Consider the following 16,499-nt stretch of genomic DNA (forward strand, 5'->3'; position numbering starts at 1 on the left):
CGGTGGCGGCCGGGCGACCGCCACCGTTTAAACGGCGGGGAAGATCAGTACCACTGCTTGAAGCGGCGGATGTAGATCGTCTTCATCAGTTGGGCCACGCAGCAGTAGCTGAGCAGGGTGCCCACCAGCCATGGGAAGTAGGCCATCGGCAACGGTTGCAGGCCCACCAGGGCGCCCAGCGGCGAGAACGGCACGTAGATCCCCAGTACGATCACCACGCAGGTCATCATCAACACCGGCCACGCGGCGGTGCTCTGGAAGAAAGGGATCTTGCGGGTGCGCAACATGTGCACCACCAGGGTTTGCGAGAGCAGGCCCTCGATGAACCAGCCGGACTGGAACAGGGTCTGCATCTCGACGCTGTTGGCGGCGAACACGTACCACATCAGCGCAAAGGTGGTGATGTCGAAGATCGACGAAGTCGGCCCGATCCAGATCATGAAGCGGCCGATGTTTTTCGCATCCCACTTGCGCGGCTTGGCCAGGTATTCCTTGTCCATCTTGTCCCACGGCAGCGCCAGCTGGGAGATGTCGTACATCAGGTTCTGCAGCAGCAGGTGGATCGACAGCATCGGCAGGAACGGAATGAATGCACTGGCGACCAGCACCGAGAACACGTTGCCGAAGTTGGAGCTGGCGGTCATGTTCAGGTACTTCATGATATTGCCGAAGGTTTCGCGGCCCTTGAGCACACCTTCTTCCAGCACCATCAGGCTCTTTTCCAGCAGGATGATATCGGCTGATTCCTTGGCGATATCGGTGGCGGTGTCGACCGAGATCCCCACGTCGGCATCACGCAGCGCCGGTGCATCGTTGATCCCGTCACCGAGGAAGCCTACGGTGTGGCCGTTGGCTTGCAGCGCCTTGAGCACCCGGGATTTCTGCAGCGGTGTCAGCTTGGCAAACACGGTACGTTCTTCCACGCGGCGCAGCAGCGTCGCGTCGTCCATCGCTTCGATTTCGGTGCCCAGCAACGGCTGGCCTGGATCGAGGCCGACCTGGCGGCAGATCTTGCTGGTGACCACGGCGTTATCGCCGGTGAGCACTTTGATCGCCACGCCAATCTGTTGCAGCGCGGCAATCGCAGGGCCGGCGGTTTCCTTCGGTGGATCAAGGAAGGTCAGGAAGCCCTGGATCACCAGGTTGCGCTCATCGGCCGTGGTGTACTGCTGACGCGCCAGGGATTTAGGGATGTGACGGGTCGCCACTACCAGCACGCGGAAACCGTCCTCGTTGTAGTCGTTGGCGATCGCCAGCAGCTCCTCGCGGCGACGATCATCCAGTGGCACCGCAGCGCCGGCTTCCATCACATGCGTGGAAATGGTCAGCATCTCTTCCACGGCGCCTTTGCACACCAGCAGTTGATCGTCGGCGGCATCCTTGACCACGATCGACAGGCGACGGCGGACGAAGTCGAACGGCAACTCATCGACTTTGCTGTAGGCAAACGGCACCTGGAACTTCGGATTACGTTCCGAGAACTCCACCACCGCCTGGTCCATCAGGTTTTTCATGCCGCTCTGGTGATGGCTGTTGAGCCAGGCCAGGGACAGCACGGCGTCGTCACGTTGGCCGAAGGCGTTGACGTGGTGTTCGAGAATGATCTTGTCCTGGGTCAGGGTGCCGGTCTTGTCGGTGCACAGCACATCCATCGAACCGAAGTTCTGGATCGCGTTGAGGCGCTTGACCACCACTTTGCGCTTGGCCATGGCCGTGGCGCCCTTGGCCAGGTTGGCGCTGACGATCATCGGCAGCATTTCCGGGGTGAGGCCTACGGCAACTGCCAGGGCAAACAGGAACGCATCCCCCCAATCACCCTTGGAGAAACCATTGAGCAGGAACACGATCGGCACCATCACCAGCATGAAGCGGATCAGCAACCAACTGACGCTGTTCACGCCGCGGTCGAACGCGGTTTGCACCCGCGAGCCGACAATCGCCTTGGCCAGGGAGCCAAAGTAGGTGCGTGCCCCGGTGGCCACGACGACAGCTTGTGCCCGACCGCTGACCACGTTGGTGCCCATGAAGCAGATGTTGGGCAGGTCCAGCAGGTTGCCCTGGTCGGCGGCCATGGCGCTGGCGGATTTCTGTGTGACCTCGCCGAGGGTGTCGTACTTTTCCACCGGCAAGGCTTCGCCGGTCAGCACCGCCTGGCTGATGAACAGGTCACGGGACTCGATCAGGCGGATATCGGCCGGGATCATGTCGCCGGCCGACAGCTGCACGATATCGCCGGCCACCAGCTCGCGCATCGGCACTTCACGCAGGGTCGGTTGCGAGCCCACTTGCTCACGGCGCAGCACGGTGGCCGTGGTGCGGACCATGGCCTTGAGGGCTTCGGCGGATTTGGCCGAGCGATGTTCCTGCCAGAAACGCAGCAGGCTGCTGAGCAATACCATGGTCATGATGATGATGACTTTGGTCGGGTCGGCGTCTTCGCCTTCCTGCATCGGCAGCCAGCAGTCAGTGAAGAAGCTGATGCCGCCCAGGGTCAGCAGCACATAGATGAATGGGTTGTTCAGTGCCTGCAGGAACTGCACGATGGCGTGAGGCGGCTTGTCATGGGCGACTTCGTTGTAGCCTTCGCGTTGCAGGCGCGCCTGGGCGTCCAGCTCGGTGAGGCCGTCCTTGGTGGCGCGGACGTTGGCCAAGGTGGCCGACAATCCGTTCTGGGCTTCGCGGGCGGCACGCATCGACAGTCTGGTGTCGGTGTGGCTGCTGCTCTTTTTGTTCAATGGGGCGTTTTTTACGGCGCTCATGGTGTGTGCTCCTGTCGCCAATTTTTCGACAAAACATACCCGTTACCGGCCTGATGACAGGCGAGCGAAAGCATGCCGAGTCGCTAACTTCGCGATCGGTTTAAATAAGGTGTTCACATAACTTCTACAGTGCCCGCTAACAGCGCGTTAATTAATTAGCGCGCAGCGGGCTACTACTGGACGTGTTCATAAAAGAACTCCAGAACAATAATCAGGAAGTTGCTGTTTCCAGCCAAGTCAGGCGGCGCGAGCGCTCACATACAGACCGAGCATCAAGCTGGCCTTTGCCAGGCTGGAAACCTTGGGTCTCTGTGGGTCTTGAGGGTCGGCGTGATCCCAGTGCTGGACCAGTTGGCCGCTGTCAGGGCAGATACGCCAATGCGCCAGCGGGTAGGCCGGGCGCACTTGGGGGGAGGGTGCAGCAAAGGTTGAGCGGGTAGGCGAAAAACCCACAGGCTCACGGCACAGCTTGGCACGCAGGGCTGCCGCTAGTGTGCGTACATCGGGCAAAGCAAGGGTTAGCAAGGTCATAACACACCTCGGGACCGGACAAGCGACCGGCGAGGCAGTTACGGTGGAGCATCAAGCTCTAGCGCAGCTTACCGGACCGGGGAGGCGAGTCCTGTCATGTTCTGGGTTTGGCGCCCGATGCCCGCCAAGGCGGTGCTCGGACAGCGACTAGATACTGTGTCCATTGGCTTCTTTTGTGAGGTTTAAAAAAGGCCCCAGTTGCAGGCACGGGCAATCTACTCAGGGCGATGCAGGATGTCAACGCTTAATGTATTAATTCATTACAAGTTCAGAGTCTGTTCAGATAGAAGGGCTGTTTAAGTTCTGCTTCGGCTGTATCGTTACTTGCACTTCTTCAGCGTTGTGAGCGGGAAGTAGTTATTTTTGAAGGTGGAGATGAACGGGCTTGTCTATATCCCGTGGCGCACGAACACCACGACCTGCCCGCCGGCCATCCGCACCTGCTGCACCATCACGCCGGCGTGCATGGGCATGCCTATGTGATCGATGACCTGCACCGCCGCTGGCCGGCCTGATCAGAGGCCTTGCCAGGCCAGCAGCGCCAGGTAGATCAGCACCAGCCCACAGGCGGCATAACTGATGCGCTGCCAAGTGGGCGAGGCGTTCTGCCGCAACAGGTTCACCAGAGCGGCAATCAGAAAGCATGACAAGATCGACGCGAGCATGAACCCGGCAAAGAACATCAGCGTCTGCCCGTGGCTGGGCGTGGTGCCGACGATCCCCGACAGCGCACTGCCCAGTGCGCCCCAGTAGACGATGTTCTTCGGGTTGGCCAGGGAAATTGCAGCGCCTACCGCCAGGGCATTTTGCCGGGTGCTGGCCGGCGCGCTGTCCGGTTGTGGCAGGTGCCAGGCATCGATCAGGCTGCGTGCGCCCAGCCAGGCCAGGTACAACGCACACACCACCGTCAACGGCACACGCACCGTGTCATGCTGGATCAGCAGGGCGATCCCGGTCAGGCCGATCACTGCCCACACGGCATCGCCCACCAGTGAGCCGAACTGCACCAGCAGGGCAGGTGTAAAGCCATGCAGCAAGCCACGGCGCAGGGTCTCCGCGAGCACGGCGCCGGGGGAGAGGCAAAACACAAAACCGAATATCAGTGCATAAAAAAAGATCGTCAGCATGCCCGCATTTCCTTCAAGTGAGGTGGGGCAGTGTGAGGGTGTGCAGGTGCGGTGTCTTGGACCAGATTGCGCTGTTCAGCGCTTCACGGTGCTTTGATAGTGGCCAGGAGTGATGCCGTAGGCCGCCCGGAAATGCCGGTTCAGGTGACTCTGGTCGGCGAAGCCCAGGTCGTGGGCCGCCTCGCCGGCGGGAACCCCATTGCGCAACAGGCCTTTGGCGCGACGGGTACGCAACTGCATGGCCCACTCCCTGGGCGTCAGCCCGGTTTCTTTCTGGAAGGCACGCAGCAGGTGGAATTTGGACAACCCCAGTTCGCCGCCCAGGTGGTCCAGGGTCAGGGGTTGATGCAGGTGTTCGGCGAGTAATGCCTGGGCGCGGCTGATGAGGGGTTTGCCGGGGCTGGCGGTGCCGGGCAGACGTACGCCGCTGATGTTCACGACCTCTGCCAACAGCAGCACCAAGGCATCTTCATTCACGTCGCGAACCAGCGTGTCACCGTTTAGCGCACCCTTGATTGCGGCGGCCAGTCGCAGGGCAAGCTCGGGCTGAACACATAAGGCACGGTCAAATTCCAGATGCACCAGCCCCAGGTCCGCCGCCAATTGATCCGCCGTGGCGTACAGGCTCACAAAGTGCCAGGGCGCACCATCGGCCGCACCGCCGCCTTGAATCTGACCGGGGTTGTACAGGGTGATGGAGCCTGGGCCGGCGTGGAACTCGCGACGATCCAGCCAGACCTTTTCCTCGCCTGCCAGGTTCACGCCGATCACACATTCATCATGGCTGTGGCGGGCAAAAGTCAGGCCGGTGCAGGTAGTGCTGCTGACTTCATAGTTGCCCAGCCAGGCGTGTTGCACGGCGCTCATCGATTTCACTCAGTCGGGGACAGGCACGAGCATACGCTGGCAGGGGTGGTCAAATCGACCGTTGATTGACCCGGCGCGACAGTTCATCGGCGCTTTCCTTGCGTTCCGAGTAACGGTCCACCAGGTCGGGACGGTCGCGCAGCAGCAGGGTGAAGCGCACCAGTTCTTCCATTACATCGACGACCCGATCATAAAGCGCCGAGGGCTTCATGCGGTCCTGTTCATCGAACTCCATGAAGGCCTTGGGTACCGAGGACTGGTTGGGGATGGTGAACATGCGCATCCAGCGCCCCAGCACCCGCAGCTGGTTGACGGTGTTGAAGGACTGGGAGCCGCCGGACACTTGCATCACCGCCAGGGTCTTGCCCTGAGTCGGGCGGACCGCGCCCAGGGTCAAGGGCACCCAGTCCAGTTGCGCCTTGAACACCGCCGACATCGAGCCATGCCGCTCGGGCGAGCACCACACCTGGCCTTCGGACCACTGCATCAGTTCCAGCAGTTCCTGCACCTTGGGGTGGTCGCTGGGCGCGTCATCCGGCAATGGCAGGCCGCTGGGGTTGAAGATGCGGGTATGCGCGCCGAAGTGCTGCAACAGCCGTGCGGCTTCTTCCACCAGCAGGCGGCTGAACGAGCGTTCGCGGGTCGAGCCGTAGAGCAGCAGGATGCGCGGCGGCTGGTCCGGGCTGGCCGGTTTTGAGTCGATCAGGGACAGGTCCAGATTGGGCAGCGTCGTCATAGGGCCTCCGATTACAACTGCGCAATGCGCGCGAGTTCCGCCTTGAGGTCGGCAGGGCTGAGTTCGCCGAAGGGCAGGACGAAGAACGCCCTGCAGCGTGTGGCGATGGTCTTCAGTGTGGCGTCGAATGCCGCTTGCACACTGGCGTCGTCACCCTGGACGTCCGACGGGTCTTCCAACCCCCAGTGCGCCTTCACGGCCGGCCCGAAGTACACCGGGCAGGCTTCGCCGGCGGCCTTGTCGCACACCGTAATCACCACATCCGGCGGGCTGCCTTCAAAGGCATCGTTGCCCTTGCTGTACAACCCTTCGGTACTGATCCCGGCCGCCTGCAACGTGCTCAAGCTACGTGGCAGCACCTGGCCCTTGGGAAAACTGCCGGAGCTGATCGCTTCGAAGCCTTCCGGCGCCAGGTGGTTGAACATGGCTTCGGACAAGATGCTGCGGCAGCTGTTGGCGGTACACATGAACAGGACTTTCATCGGGGTATCTCCGTTAGAAACTCAGGCGCAAGGCGAGGGCGGCGAGGGTGATCAACAGCACCGGCAGGGTCAGCACGATGCCGACCTTGAAGTAGTAGCCCCAGGTGATGCTGATGCCTTTGCGCGCCAGGATGTGCAGCCACAGCAAGGTGGCCAGGCTGCCGATAGGGGTGATCTTCGGGCCGAGGTCGCTGCCGATCACGTTGGCGTAGATCATCGCGTCCTTGACCACACCCACGGCATGGCTGGACTCGATGGACAGCGCGCCGATCAACACCGTCGGCAGATTGTTCATCGCCGACGACAGCAGCGCCGTCAGCACACCGGTGCCCATGGCCGCGCCCCACACGCCGTAAGTGGCAAACGTGTCGAGCCAGGTGGCCAGGTAGGTGGTCAGGCCGGCGTTACGCAGACCGTAGACCACCAGGTACATGCCCAGGGAAAAGATCACGATCTGCCACGGTGCTTCCTTCAGCACTTTGCGCGTGGAAATCTTGTGCCCCTTGGCGGCGATCACCAGCAACAGCAGGGCACAGGCGGCGGAAATCGCACTGATCGGAATGCCCAGCGGTTCCAGGGCGAAGCACCCCACCAGCAGGATGCCCAGCACCCACCAGCCGGCGCGGAAGGTCGCGCGGTCGTGGATGGCGCTGGCGGGGTCGTCCAGGTCGGCCGGGTCGTAGGTTTGTGGAATATCGCGGCGGAAGAACCACAGCAATACCGCCAGGGTGGCCGCGACGCTGACGAAGTTCACCGGCACCATCACGGCGGCGTATTCGTTGAAACCGATCTTGAAGTAGTCGGCCGAAACGATGTTCACCAGGTTCGACACCACCAGCGGCAGGCTGGCCGTGTCGGCGATGAATCCCGCGCCCATGACGAAAGCCAGGGTTGCCGCCGGGGAAAAGCGCAGGGCCAGCAGCATCGACATCACGATGGGCGTCAGGATCAGCGCTGCGCCGTCATTGGCAAACAACGCCGACACCAGCGCGCCGAGCAGCACCATGTAGGCAAACAAACGCCGTCCGCGTCCACGTCCCCAGCGCGCCACATGCAAGGCGGTCCAGGCAAAAAAACCGGCCTCATCCAGCAGCAGGCTGATGATGATCAGCGCGACAAAAGTGCCGGTGGCATTCCAGATGATGTGCCATACCACTGGAATGTCGGCCAGGCTGATCACGCCGAAGGCCAGGGCCAGGATCGCGCCCAGGGTTGCGCTCCAGCCGACGCCCAGGCCTTTGGGCTGCCAGATGACCAGAACAATGGTGAAGATAAAAATTGCGATGGCGACAAGCATGGATAAACGCTCCGGTGGCTCAGCAGCAGGTGCTGGCCCGTTGTGGTCGGTCGCCCATTGCATCCAGACGCAGTGCGTCGCTGTGCAACCAGGGCTGGTTGGCTTGCAAAGTGGTGTGCAGCACGGCAGTGACCCAGTCGGGTAATGCCGGATTGATGCGGTAATAGATCCATTGACCCTGACGACGATCCAGCAGCAAGCCGCAACTGCGCAGTTGCGCCAGGTGACGGGAGATTTTTGGCTGGCTGTCGTCCAAGGCATGGATCAGTTCGCACACGCAAAGTTCGCCTTCGCGCAGGATCAATAACGTCAGCCGTGCCCGGGTGGCATCGGCCAGGCATTTGAACAGGGTGGGCGGGGAGATGAGGTCCGACATGGTCAAGGCCTTCGTATATATGGTTATCCGAATATACGTATTCCCATATGTATTGGTCAAATCCTGTTTCAATTGACTTGGATCATATGTCTCGAAAATCACCACAAGTGTCTGAAATTAAAATGAAACACGAATGTCCTAAAGTGCCTGCCCATTGCTGATGAAGGAAGACCCCGCGTGACCCGTGCCACTCGCAACCTGCGCAAGACCCTGGATTCCGTCGCGGAAAATAACGAAACCGCGGCGTTCGACCTGATGCGCGCCGTCGAAAAGCTCGGCGATGAAGTGCTGCGCCAGCGCCTGCTCAATACTATTCACCGACTCAACCAGGATGCTCACGAACTGCGCGAAGCGCGTGATTCGGTGGAACAAGTGTCGGTCCGGCTCGCCTGAGCAAGATCGTTCAAGACAACTCCATTGTTGCGCTGGCATGCTTGTCGACTGTCTGTCGATGAGCCGTTTCCATGCCTACTGCCTTACCTCATTACGCCTTCGCTCGCGGCGCCATTGCCGTCATTCCCTTGTCCCTGGCCTGCGCGCCCTGGGGACTGTTGGCCGGTTCCATGGCCATCGATGCACAATTCAGCCCGTTGGAAGCCCAGGGCCTTTCTGCCATCGTATTCGCCGGTGCTGCGCAACTGGTTGCCATCGGCATGGTCAAGAGCGGCGCCAGTCTGATTTCCATCGTGCTGACCACCTTGCTGCTGACCTCCCAGCATTTGCTGTATGGCATGCACTTGCGGCCGGTCCTTTCTCCCCTCAAGACCCGCTGGCGCATGAGCCTGGGCTTTCTGCTGACCGACGAATTCTTTGCGCTGGTCAGTCACTATGACCGCGAGACCTTCAATCGCTGGTATGCCTTGGGTGTCGGCCTGACGTTCTATATCGCCTGGAACCTGTTCACCCTGGCCGGCATCGTGCTTGGTAAAAGCATTCCCGGCCTCGACCAACTGGGCCTGGAATTTTCCATCGCCGCCACCTTCATCGCCTTGATTACGCCGGTGGTGCGTGACGTTCCCACGGTGGTCTGTGTGGCGGTGTCATTGCTGTTCTCGGTGTGGCTGAGCTTCCTGCATTGGGAATCGGCGGTGGTGGTGTCCGGCCTGCTGGGCATGAGCGCAGGGTATGCCTGCAAGCGACTGGGAGTAGGGCAGCAATGATCTACATCATGATTGTGGCCATGGGCCTGGTGGTGTTTCTCAACCGTTACCTGTTTATCGAGCCACGCCTGCCGGTGCGCCTCAACCGTGGCGCGCGGGAGTTTCTGGGATTCGCGGTGCCGGGGATGCTCACGGCGATTTGCGGGCCGATCATTTTCCTGGCTGACCACCAGCTCAACCTGAGCCCGGCCAACCCTTACCTGCTGGCGGGTATCAGCGCCGTGGCATTGATGTTCTGGACGCGCAATGTGTTGATGACGGTGCTGCTGAGCATGGCGTTGTTCTATCTGTTCCGCTGGCTGCTCTGAGTACAACCGGGGCGAAAAAAAGCCCGCGGGAGAGCGGGCGGAAGGAAGACTTCTAAAAATGAGCGTGACCACTATAGGTCGCACCTTGCCCCTTTACAGTGAAACAAAGTTCATGCGGCCGTCAGTCCGGCCTGTGGCAATGGTACAGTCGCGTTTTTTTCCAACGGAGCAATGGCATGCACAAGGTGGTAATTGGCGCACTGGTACTGGCGGCCCTGGCCGGTTGCGCGGGTTCGAAGATGAAAGAGGCGCGCGCAGGCACGCCTTACAAGACCCTGGCTTCGGACAAGGCCACCCTGGTCGTTGCCGAATGCGTGCAGTTCGGCTGGCAGGACGAAAGTGTGTTCGGCGTTGACGCCGGCGGCTTCAAGGAGCCAATCGGCGCGGGTGGCTTCACGGTGTACACCACCGCTGGCGATTACTTTGTCGATGTGCAGAGCGCGGGCAGCGGTTCCACCATCAAGTACTACGCCATCGAAGACAACATGCCGGCCAAGCGTCGTTTGGCCGCATTGGCGACCTGCCTGTAATCCCTTGCCTTAGTCGATTTAGGAAATGCCTGGCACGACAGCCGCGAGGCATTCGCTTATGATTCACCGGCTCGCCCGACATGATGGCTCTTTACCAGTACACGGACGTCGAGGCCTAAACGTCGGGCGAGCTCCTTTTAACCTTCAGCGGGGCATGAAGCCCAGGTGCCAGCGCCGAGGGATCTTCAGCGATACCAGCCCCAGCAGCCCCGCCAATACACCGCTGATGATCAGCGCCTTGAGCCCCAACTGCTGCTCCAGCAGCGCACCGATCACCGCCCCCACAAACATCCCGGCCCAAGGGATCAACTGTACGCGCCAGCCATTGCGGCGCTCGCCGAGCAGCCAGCGCCCCAGCCCACGGCCAAAGCGTGACAGTGCGCCGGTGACGTAAGTCAGTCCCACCGGCAGCCCGTTGACCTCTTCCACCGCAGCATTGAGCATGCCCATCGCGATGATCGCCGCCAGTAGCGCGGGCAAGGTATCGGCGAAGGGCAGGAGTGCACCGCCGCACAGCAAGGCGGCAATACACAGCAGCAAGGGCAGGGCATGGCGACGGCTGAGTCGGCCGACCACCACGCCCAGCGCGTTACCCACCACAAAAGTTGCCACCAGCAACAGCAGCCGCCCGGTCAGGCCCAGGTCACCCGCGCTTATCGCCACCGCCAGGCGCGTAGTGTTCCCGCTCATGAACGAAACAAAGTCACCGCTGGCCATGAAGCCGATGGCATCGGTCATGCCCGCCAGCACCGACAGGCTGGCCACCAGCATCAGTCCGACGCGGCCACGCCAACGCTGTCGATGGGCCAGTGCGGCATTGACGTAGGGCTTTCGTGGCGAAGGCAACATAGGGCCGGGTTCCTCGGTGAGATTATCCGGCCACTACCGTAGGACGCTTTAAGCGCGCATGCAATGACCTCAGGCAGGCGTCAGGGTCCAACCCGCAGGATGCCAATCCAGAAAGTGCGTCGGCCTGATCGCCTGCACAAACGCCGCGTCATGGGACACCACCAGCATTGCCCCGGCAAAACCTTGCATGGCTTGCTCAAACGCCATCACCGATTCCAGGTCCAAATGGTTGGTCGGCTCGTCCAGCAACAGCAATTGCGCCGGCACTGCGCGCCACAAGGCAACCGCCATCGCAGCCTTCAAGCGTTCGCCGCCGCTGAGTTGCCCGGCGGGTTGGGTCACACGCAGGGCATCCAGTTGCAGCAGGGCCAGGCGCGTGCGCAATTCGCCTTCCGCCAGCGGGGTGTCCAGCAGGTTCAGTTGTTCGACGATGGAACGGTGGTCGTCGAGCAGCGCGAGGTGCTGATCGATATAGGCGCTGGGCACGTGCACGTGGCATTCGCCGCTTTCCGCACGCCATTCTCCCGCCAGCACTTTGAGCAGCGTGGACTTGCCGCAACCGTTGGGTCCATGCACCGCCACCCGCACCGGGCCGGTGAGGTGCACGTTGAGGCAGGTCGACGGCAGCCAGGGTAATTGCGCGTTGATCAACGACAGCACCTGTCGGCCGTTGGGTACCGCTGACGCAGGCAATGCCACCAGCGTCGGCGTTTCATCCTCGACCCGTGCATAGGCTTGGCGCACCTGGGCATCCAGCTCCTGTTTGTGTTGCTCATGGGCGCTGCGCACGGTGCTGACGATCTGCGAGGCAGCGCCTTTCCAGCGCGCTTTGGTGAAGCGATCGACGTTGGCCGTTTCCGCATGCTTGCGTGAGCGGGCGGTATGGCGTTGCAGGTTGTCGTGGCCTTTTTGCAGGCGCCGCTTTTCGCGGCTGCGTTCCAGGCGGGCGTGTTCCAGTGCGGCGACGGCGGCGTGCTGTTCAGCGTCGCGCTGTTGTCGATAGGCGTCGTAGTTCCCGCCATATAGGTTTACGCCGAGCGGCGACAGTTCAATGATGCGCCCCATGGCGTTGAGTAATTGCCGGTCATGGCTGACCACCACCAGGCCGCCACGCCATTCGTCGAGGACACGCAGCAGCCAGGCGCGGCCATCGCTATCGAGGTGGTTGGTGGGCTCATCGAGCACCAGCAACTGTGGCGCGGCCAGCAGCGCGCCGATGATCGCAACCCTGGCTAACTGGCCGCCGCTGAGTTGACGGGCTGGGGTATCAACAGAAAGCCGCGACAACCCTGCGGCATTCAAGCTACTGCGCAAACGCTCGGCCAAGTCCCAACGATCATCGATCAACTCGAGGTCATCGATCTGTGGGGCGCCTCGGGCCATGCGCTCAAGGGCGGTCAATATCGCTGCGGTGCCGGTAAGATCGGCGACGGTATCGCCTGGCGCTACCACGACGTTCTGCGCTACATAGATCACGCTGCGCGGGCAATTCAACGAGCCGGAGGAGGGCGACAACAGCCCCGCGATCAATTTGGCGAGTACACTTTTTCCTCGACCATTGCGCCCCACGATACCGGTGGGGGTGTGATCGATGGACAGGTTGAGGTCATCCAGCAGCGTCTCGCCATTGGCGAACCGGAAGGATAAATGTTGCAGGGAAACAAGCACAGGCAGCCGGTTGACGTCAGTCATCAGCACCTCCAAAAAAATGTCGGACAGGCCAACAAGCGCGCCAGGCGGCTCGTTGCGGGTACATTTTGGAAGGCTTAGTGGTTCACGTCGGCGGTCGTCCTGCGCATCAGAAGGGAGGCAAAGCCTAACCCGTCTTGGCTTTTTTCGGCAAGTCTTGCGCCAGTTGCTCCAGGAACATCGCCAAGGCCACTTCTTCGGCCTTGAGCCCTTTGCGCAGTCTTGGTTTGGGCAATTTGGAGAGTTCGCCGAGGCTGAAATGCTCCAGCACGGCCGGGTGGATATAGCATTTGCGGCACACCGCCGGCGTGTTGCCCAGCTGCCTGGCGACGTCCTTGACCATCGCCACCACATGCCGCTTGGCATCCGACTCAGGCTGCCATTCCAGCTCGCGTAACACCGCCAGCGCCATGGCGGTGCCGGCCCAGGTGCGGTAGTCCTTGGCGGTGAAGTCGGCGCCGGTGAGACGGTGCAGGTAGTCATTGACGTCCTGGGAACTGACGGTGTGCCGTACACCGTCTTCGTCCAGGTACTGGAACAGGTTCTGCCCCGGCAGCTCCATGCAGCGTTTGACCACCGTGGCCAGGCGCCGGTCCTTGACGCTGATCTGGTGCTCTACGCCGCTCTTTCCACGAAACTGGAACTGGATCTCGCTGCCTTTGATATCCACATGACGGGTGCGCAGGGTGGTCAGCCCGTAGGACTTGTTGTCCCGCGCATACTGAGTATTGCCGACCCGGATCAGCGTCGCGTCCAGCAGCATGACGACCGTGGCCAGGACTTTTTCGCGGGTAAAGCCGGGTTCGGCGATTTGCGCTTCCAACTGTTTGCGCAGCTTCGGCAAGGCGTTGCCAAATTCCTGCAGGCGCGAGTATTTGTCGCTGTCGCGCACCTCACGCCAGCGCGCGTGATAGCGATACTGCTTGCGCCCGCGCGCGTCGCGGCCGGTCGCTTGCAGATGGCCTTGCGGGTCGGCGCAGATCCACACATCGGTGTAGGCCGGCGGTACGGCGAGGGCGTTGAGGCGCTTGATCTCATCCGCATCGCGGATACGCTCTCCCTTGGAATCGAAATACTGGAACTTGCCCCGCAGCGTCTTGCGACGGATGCCGGGCTGGGTGTCGTCAACGTAATGCAGGTCGCGGGGCAGCGCAGAGTCAGACATGGGGCGGGTTCCTTGGCAACACATCAGGCCGGTATGTCTGATTGACCGCAGCCGTATGCGGTCGTGCCAAAAGATTGCTCAAGCCAGCACGGCGACCGCCTTGATCTGCGCCCACAACGTCTGGCCGGGGTGCAGTTGCAACTGGTCGCGGGAGAATCGCGTGATGCGCGCCAACAGCGGCGAGCCTCCCGCGTCCAGGCGTACCAGCACGTGAGCGCTGTTGTCCGCGGCAATTTCCTGGGTGACGGTGACCGGCAGGCGATTGAGGATACTGCTGTGCTCCTCGGCTTGCAGACTGAGGCTCACGTCGCGCGCCTGCACCTTGATGCGCAGCGCCTTGCCCAGCGCCAGCGGTGCATGGGCCACGCGCATGTGCAGGGCGCTGGCGGGCAGTTGCAGCGTGAGCAATTGGTAGTGGTCGTCGTAGGCACTGACCGTACCATTGATGACCACACCGGCATCGTCACCCCGCGCCAGGGGCAGGTCGAGACGTGCCAGGGTTTCACCGATGGGGCCGCTGGCCAGGGCCTTGCCGTCGCTGAGCAGCACGATGTGATCGGCCAGGCGTGCCACTTCATCCTGGGCATGGCTGACGTACAGCACCGGGATATCCAGTTCATCGTGCAGGCGTTCGAGGTACGGCAGGATTTCCCCCTTGCGCTGACTGTCGAGGGCAGCCAGCGGCTCGTCCATCAGCAGCAGGCTCGGGCTGGTGAGCAAGGCGCGGGCGATACCGATGCGCTGGCGCTCGCCGCCGGAGAGGTGTTGGGGAAGGCGCTCGAGCAGATGACCGATGCCCAGCAACTCAGTAGCCTGGGCCATGTCCACACGACGCTGTTGACGGGCAATCCGCTTGAGGCCGAACTCCAGGTTGGCGCGCACCGACAGGTGCGGAAACAGGCTGGCCTCCTGAAACACGTAGCCCAGTGCACGTTTATGCGGCGGCACGAACAGCCCGTTACGGCTGTCTTGCCAGACGTCATCATTGATCTGGATGAAGCCGTCTTCGGCGCGTTCCAGCCCGGCGATGCAGCGCAGGCAGGTGGTCTTGCCGGAACCGGAATGCCCGAACAGCGCGGTCACGCCTCGGCCGGGCAGGTGCAGGTCCACATCGAGGGCAAAGCTCGAGTACTTGAGGTTCAGGCGTACATTGATCATCGACATCAGCTCCAGCCCATCCTGGTTTTACGGCTGGAGTAGAGCGCCAGCAACACAAGGAACGCGAACACCACCATGGAGCCGGCCAGCCAATGGGCCTGGGCGTATTCCATGGCTTCCACATGGTCGTAGATCTGCACGGAGACCACGCGGGTCTTGTCCGGGATATTGCCGCCGATCATCAGCACCACGCCGAATTCGCCGACGGTGTGCGCAAAGCCCAGGATCGAGGCGGTGATAAAGCCGGGGCGGGCCAGGGGCAGAATCACCGTGAAAAAAGTGTCCCACGGGTTGGCACGCAAAGTTGCGGCCACTTCCAGTGGGCGTGTGCCGATGGCGGAGAAGGCGTTTTGCAACGGCTGCACCACAAACGGCATGGAATAGATCACTGAGCCGATCACCAGCCCGGCGAAGCTGAAGGTGAGGGTGCCCAGGCCCAACCACTGAGTGAACTGGCCGAAATAGCCATTGGGCCCCATGGTCAACAACAGGTAGAAACCGATCACCGTCGGCGGCAACACCAAGGGCAAGGCGACGATCGCACCAATGGGGCCGCGCCACCAGGAACGGGTGCGCGACAGCCACAAGGCAATCGGAGTGCCGATGACCAGCAGGATCACGGTGGTCAGTGAGGCCAGTTTGAGGGTCAACCAGATAGCGGAGAAATCGGCACTCGATAACGGCATTTACTTGGCCAGCTCGTAACCAAAGGACTTGATGACGGCAGCGGCTTTAGGCCCCTTGAGGTATTCGACCAGTGCCTTGGCGGCGGCGCTGTCTTTGCCCTTGTTGAGGATCACTGCGTCCTGTTTGATCGGGTCGTGCATGGACGCCGGGACGATCCACGCCGAACCGCTGGTGACGTTGCCGTCTTTATAAATCTGCGACAACGCCACAAAGCCCAGCTCGGCGTTGCCGGTGGACACGAACTGATAAGCCTGGGTGATGTTCTGGCCTTCGACAATCTTGTCCTTGACCTTGTCGGTCAGACCTTCCTTGGCCAACACCTGAGTGGCAGCCAGGCCATAGGGTGCGGCTTTCGGGTTGGCAATCGACAGGTGCTTGAACTCGTTTTTCTTCAATACGTCGCCTTTGGCGTCGACGTAACCGTCCTTCGCCGACCATAGCGCCAGGGTGCCGATGGCGTAGGTGAAGCGCGAACCCTTGACGGTATCGCCTTCGCTTTCAAGCTTTTGCGGGGTGGTGTCGTCGGCGCTCAGGAATACTTCGAACGGCGCGCCATTCTTGATCTGGGTGTAGAACTGGCCGGTGGCACCGTAGGCCGCGACCAGTTTGTGCCCGGTATCTTTCTCGAAGTCGGTGGCGATCGCCTGGATCGGTGCAGTGAAGTTGGCGGCGACGGCCACCTGGACTTCATCGGCGTGGGCCGAACCGAATGCCAGGGCAACGGCCAGGATGGCCAGGCGTGAGGCATGACTCTTCATGAAACAGCTCCTTTGAGGGT

The 16,499-nt window shown here is 61.5% G+C and carries 18 protein-coding genes; 4 read left to right on the forward strand and 14 right to left on the reverse strand.

Going from position 1 to position 16,499, the window contains the following annotated elements:
• Window positions 1-44: 44 nt before the first annotated feature.
• From mgtA to AC3WP7_RS12035, 8 genes are all read right to left on the reverse strand, one after another.
• Window positions 45-2,759 (reverse strand): magnesium-translocating P-type ATPase, encoded by a 2,715-nt coding sequence (mgtA, locus tag AC3WP7_RS12000; protein ID WP_102591970.1) that lies wholly within the window; start codon window positions 2,757-2,759, stop codon window positions 45-47.
• 237 nt (window positions 2,760-2,996) lie between these two features.
• Window positions 2,997-3,290, reverse strand: coding sequence for a hypothetical protein (locus AC3WP7_RS12005; protein WP_071488216.1), 294 nt, complete (start codon window positions 3,288-3,290; stop codon window positions 2,997-2,999).
• A gap of 515 nt (window positions 3,291-3,805) precedes the next feature.
• A complete protein-coding gene (locus AC3WP7_RS12010) occupies window positions 3,806-4,417 on the reverse strand; it encodes a LysE family transporter (protein ID WP_093121043.1) in 612 nt (203 codons plus the stop codon).
• 75 nt (window positions 4,418-4,492) lie between these two features.
• On the reverse strand, window positions 4,493-5,284 hold the full coding sequence (locus AC3WP7_RS12015) for an AraC family transcriptional regulator (protein WP_102591971.1): 792 nt from the start codon (window positions 5,282-5,284) through the stop codon (window positions 4,493-4,495).
• 49 nt (window positions 5,285-5,333) lie between these two features.
• A complete protein-coding gene (arsH, locus tag AC3WP7_RS12020) occupies window positions 5,334-6,020 on the reverse strand; it encodes an arsenical resistance protein ArsH (protein ID WP_093121041.1) in 687 nt (228 codons plus the stop codon).
• A gap of 11 nt (window positions 6,021-6,031) precedes the next feature.
• Window positions 6,032-6,502 carry an arsenate reductase ArsC gene (locus tag AC3WP7_RS12025; protein ID WP_071488222.1) on the reverse strand — a complete coding sequence of 157 codons (471 nt, stop codon included), beginning with the start codon at window positions 6,500-6,502 and terminating at the stop codon, window positions 6,032-6,034.
• A 13-nt stretch (window positions 6,503-6,515) separates the two neighbouring features.
• Entirely contained in the window at window positions 6,516-7,799 is a 1,284-nt protein-coding gene (locus tag AC3WP7_RS12030) for an arsenic transporter (RefSeq protein ID WP_092243745.1), read from the reverse strand.
• 19 nt (window positions 7,800-7,818) lie between these two features.
• Complete coding sequence (locus AC3WP7_RS12035; protein ID WP_071488224.1) at window positions 7,819-8,175, reverse strand: metalloregulator ArsR/SmtB family transcription factor; 357 nt, start codon at window positions 8,173-8,175, stop codon at window positions 7,819-7,821.
• A gap of 177 nt (window positions 8,176-8,352) precedes the next feature.
• On the opposite strand from AC3WP7_RS12035, the gene AC3WP7_RS12040 reads away from it, so the two are divergent.
• The 4 genes from AC3WP7_RS12040 to AC3WP7_RS12055 all read left to right on the forward strand — a co-directional run bounded on the left by AC3WP7_RS12040 (window position 8,353) and on the right by AC3WP7_RS12055 (window position 10,173).
• Window positions 8,353-8,568: a hypothetical protein gene (locus AC3WP7_RS12040; protein ID WP_025856028.1), complete on the forward strand. Its 216-nt coding sequence runs from the start codon at window positions 8,353-8,355 to the stop codon at window positions 8,566-8,568.
• A gap of 71 nt (window positions 8,569-8,639) precedes the next feature.
• Window positions 8,640-9,335 (forward strand): AzlC family ABC transporter permease, encoded by a 696-nt coding sequence (locus tag AC3WP7_RS12045; RefSeq protein ID WP_071488225.1) that lies wholly within the window; start codon window positions 8,640-8,642, stop codon window positions 9,333-9,335.
• On the forward strand, window positions 9,332-9,643 hold the full coding sequence (locus tag AC3WP7_RS12050; protein ID WP_071488226.1) for an AzlD domain-containing protein: 312 nt from the start codon (window positions 9,332-9,334) through the stop codon (window positions 9,641-9,643). The genes AC3WP7_RS12045 and AC3WP7_RS12050 overlap by 4 nt, the downstream gene beginning before the upstream one ends.
• Before the next feature lie 176 nt (window positions 9,644-9,819).
• Window positions 9,820-10,173: a hypothetical protein gene (locus tag AC3WP7_RS12055; protein ID WP_058427861.1), complete on the forward strand. Its 354-nt coding sequence runs from the start codon at window positions 9,820-9,822 to the stop codon at window positions 10,171-10,173.
• A gap of 144 nt (window positions 10,174-10,317) precedes the next feature.
• On the opposite strand, the gene AC3WP7_RS12060 is transcribed toward AC3WP7_RS12055, so the two are convergent.
• The 6 genes from AC3WP7_RS12060 to modA all read right to left on the reverse strand — a co-directional run bounded on the left by AC3WP7_RS12060 (window position 10,318) and on the right by modA (window position 16,479).
• A complete protein-coding gene (locus AC3WP7_RS12060; RefSeq protein ID WP_092243742.1) occupies window positions 10,318-11,022 on the reverse strand; it encodes a YoaK family protein in 705 nt (234 codons plus the stop codon).
• Window positions 11,023-11,091: 69 nt separating this feature from the next.
• Entirely contained in the window at window positions 11,092-12,714 is a 1,623-nt protein-coding gene (locus AC3WP7_RS12065) for an ABC-F family ATP-binding cassette domain-containing protein (RefSeq protein WP_102591972.1), read from the reverse strand.
• Window positions 12,715-12,838: 124 nt separating this feature from the next.
• Window positions 12,839-13,876: a DNA topoisomerase IB gene (locus AC3WP7_RS12070; RefSeq protein WP_102591973.1), complete on the reverse strand. Its 1,038-nt coding sequence runs from the start codon at window positions 13,874-13,876 to the stop codon at window positions 12,839-12,841.
• Between the two features lie 78 nt (window positions 13,877-13,954).
• Window positions 13,955-15,034 carry a molybdenum ABC transporter ATP-binding protein gene (gene modC / locus AC3WP7_RS12075; protein WP_093121257.1) on the reverse strand — a complete coding sequence of 360 codons (1,080 nt, stop codon included), beginning with the start codon at window positions 15,032-15,034 and terminating at the stop codon, window positions 13,955-13,957.
• A gap of 5 nt (window positions 15,035-15,039) precedes the next feature.
• Window positions 15,040-15,720, reverse strand: coding sequence for a molybdate ABC transporter permease subunit (modB, locus tag AC3WP7_RS12080; RefSeq protein WP_093121035.1), 681 nt, complete (start codon window positions 15,718-15,720; stop codon window positions 15,040-15,042).
• The gene (gene modA / locus AC3WP7_RS12085) at window positions 15,721-16,479 is read right to left on the reverse strand and encodes a molybdate ABC transporter substrate-binding protein (RefSeq protein ID WP_102591974.1); all 759 of its coding nucleotides are present in this window, start codon (window positions 16,477-16,479) and stop codon (window positions 15,721-15,723) included.
• Window positions 16,480-16,499: the final 20 nt, after the last annotated feature.

Source organism: Pseudomonas sp. FW305-3-2-15-C-LB1, from assembly GCF_058787615.1.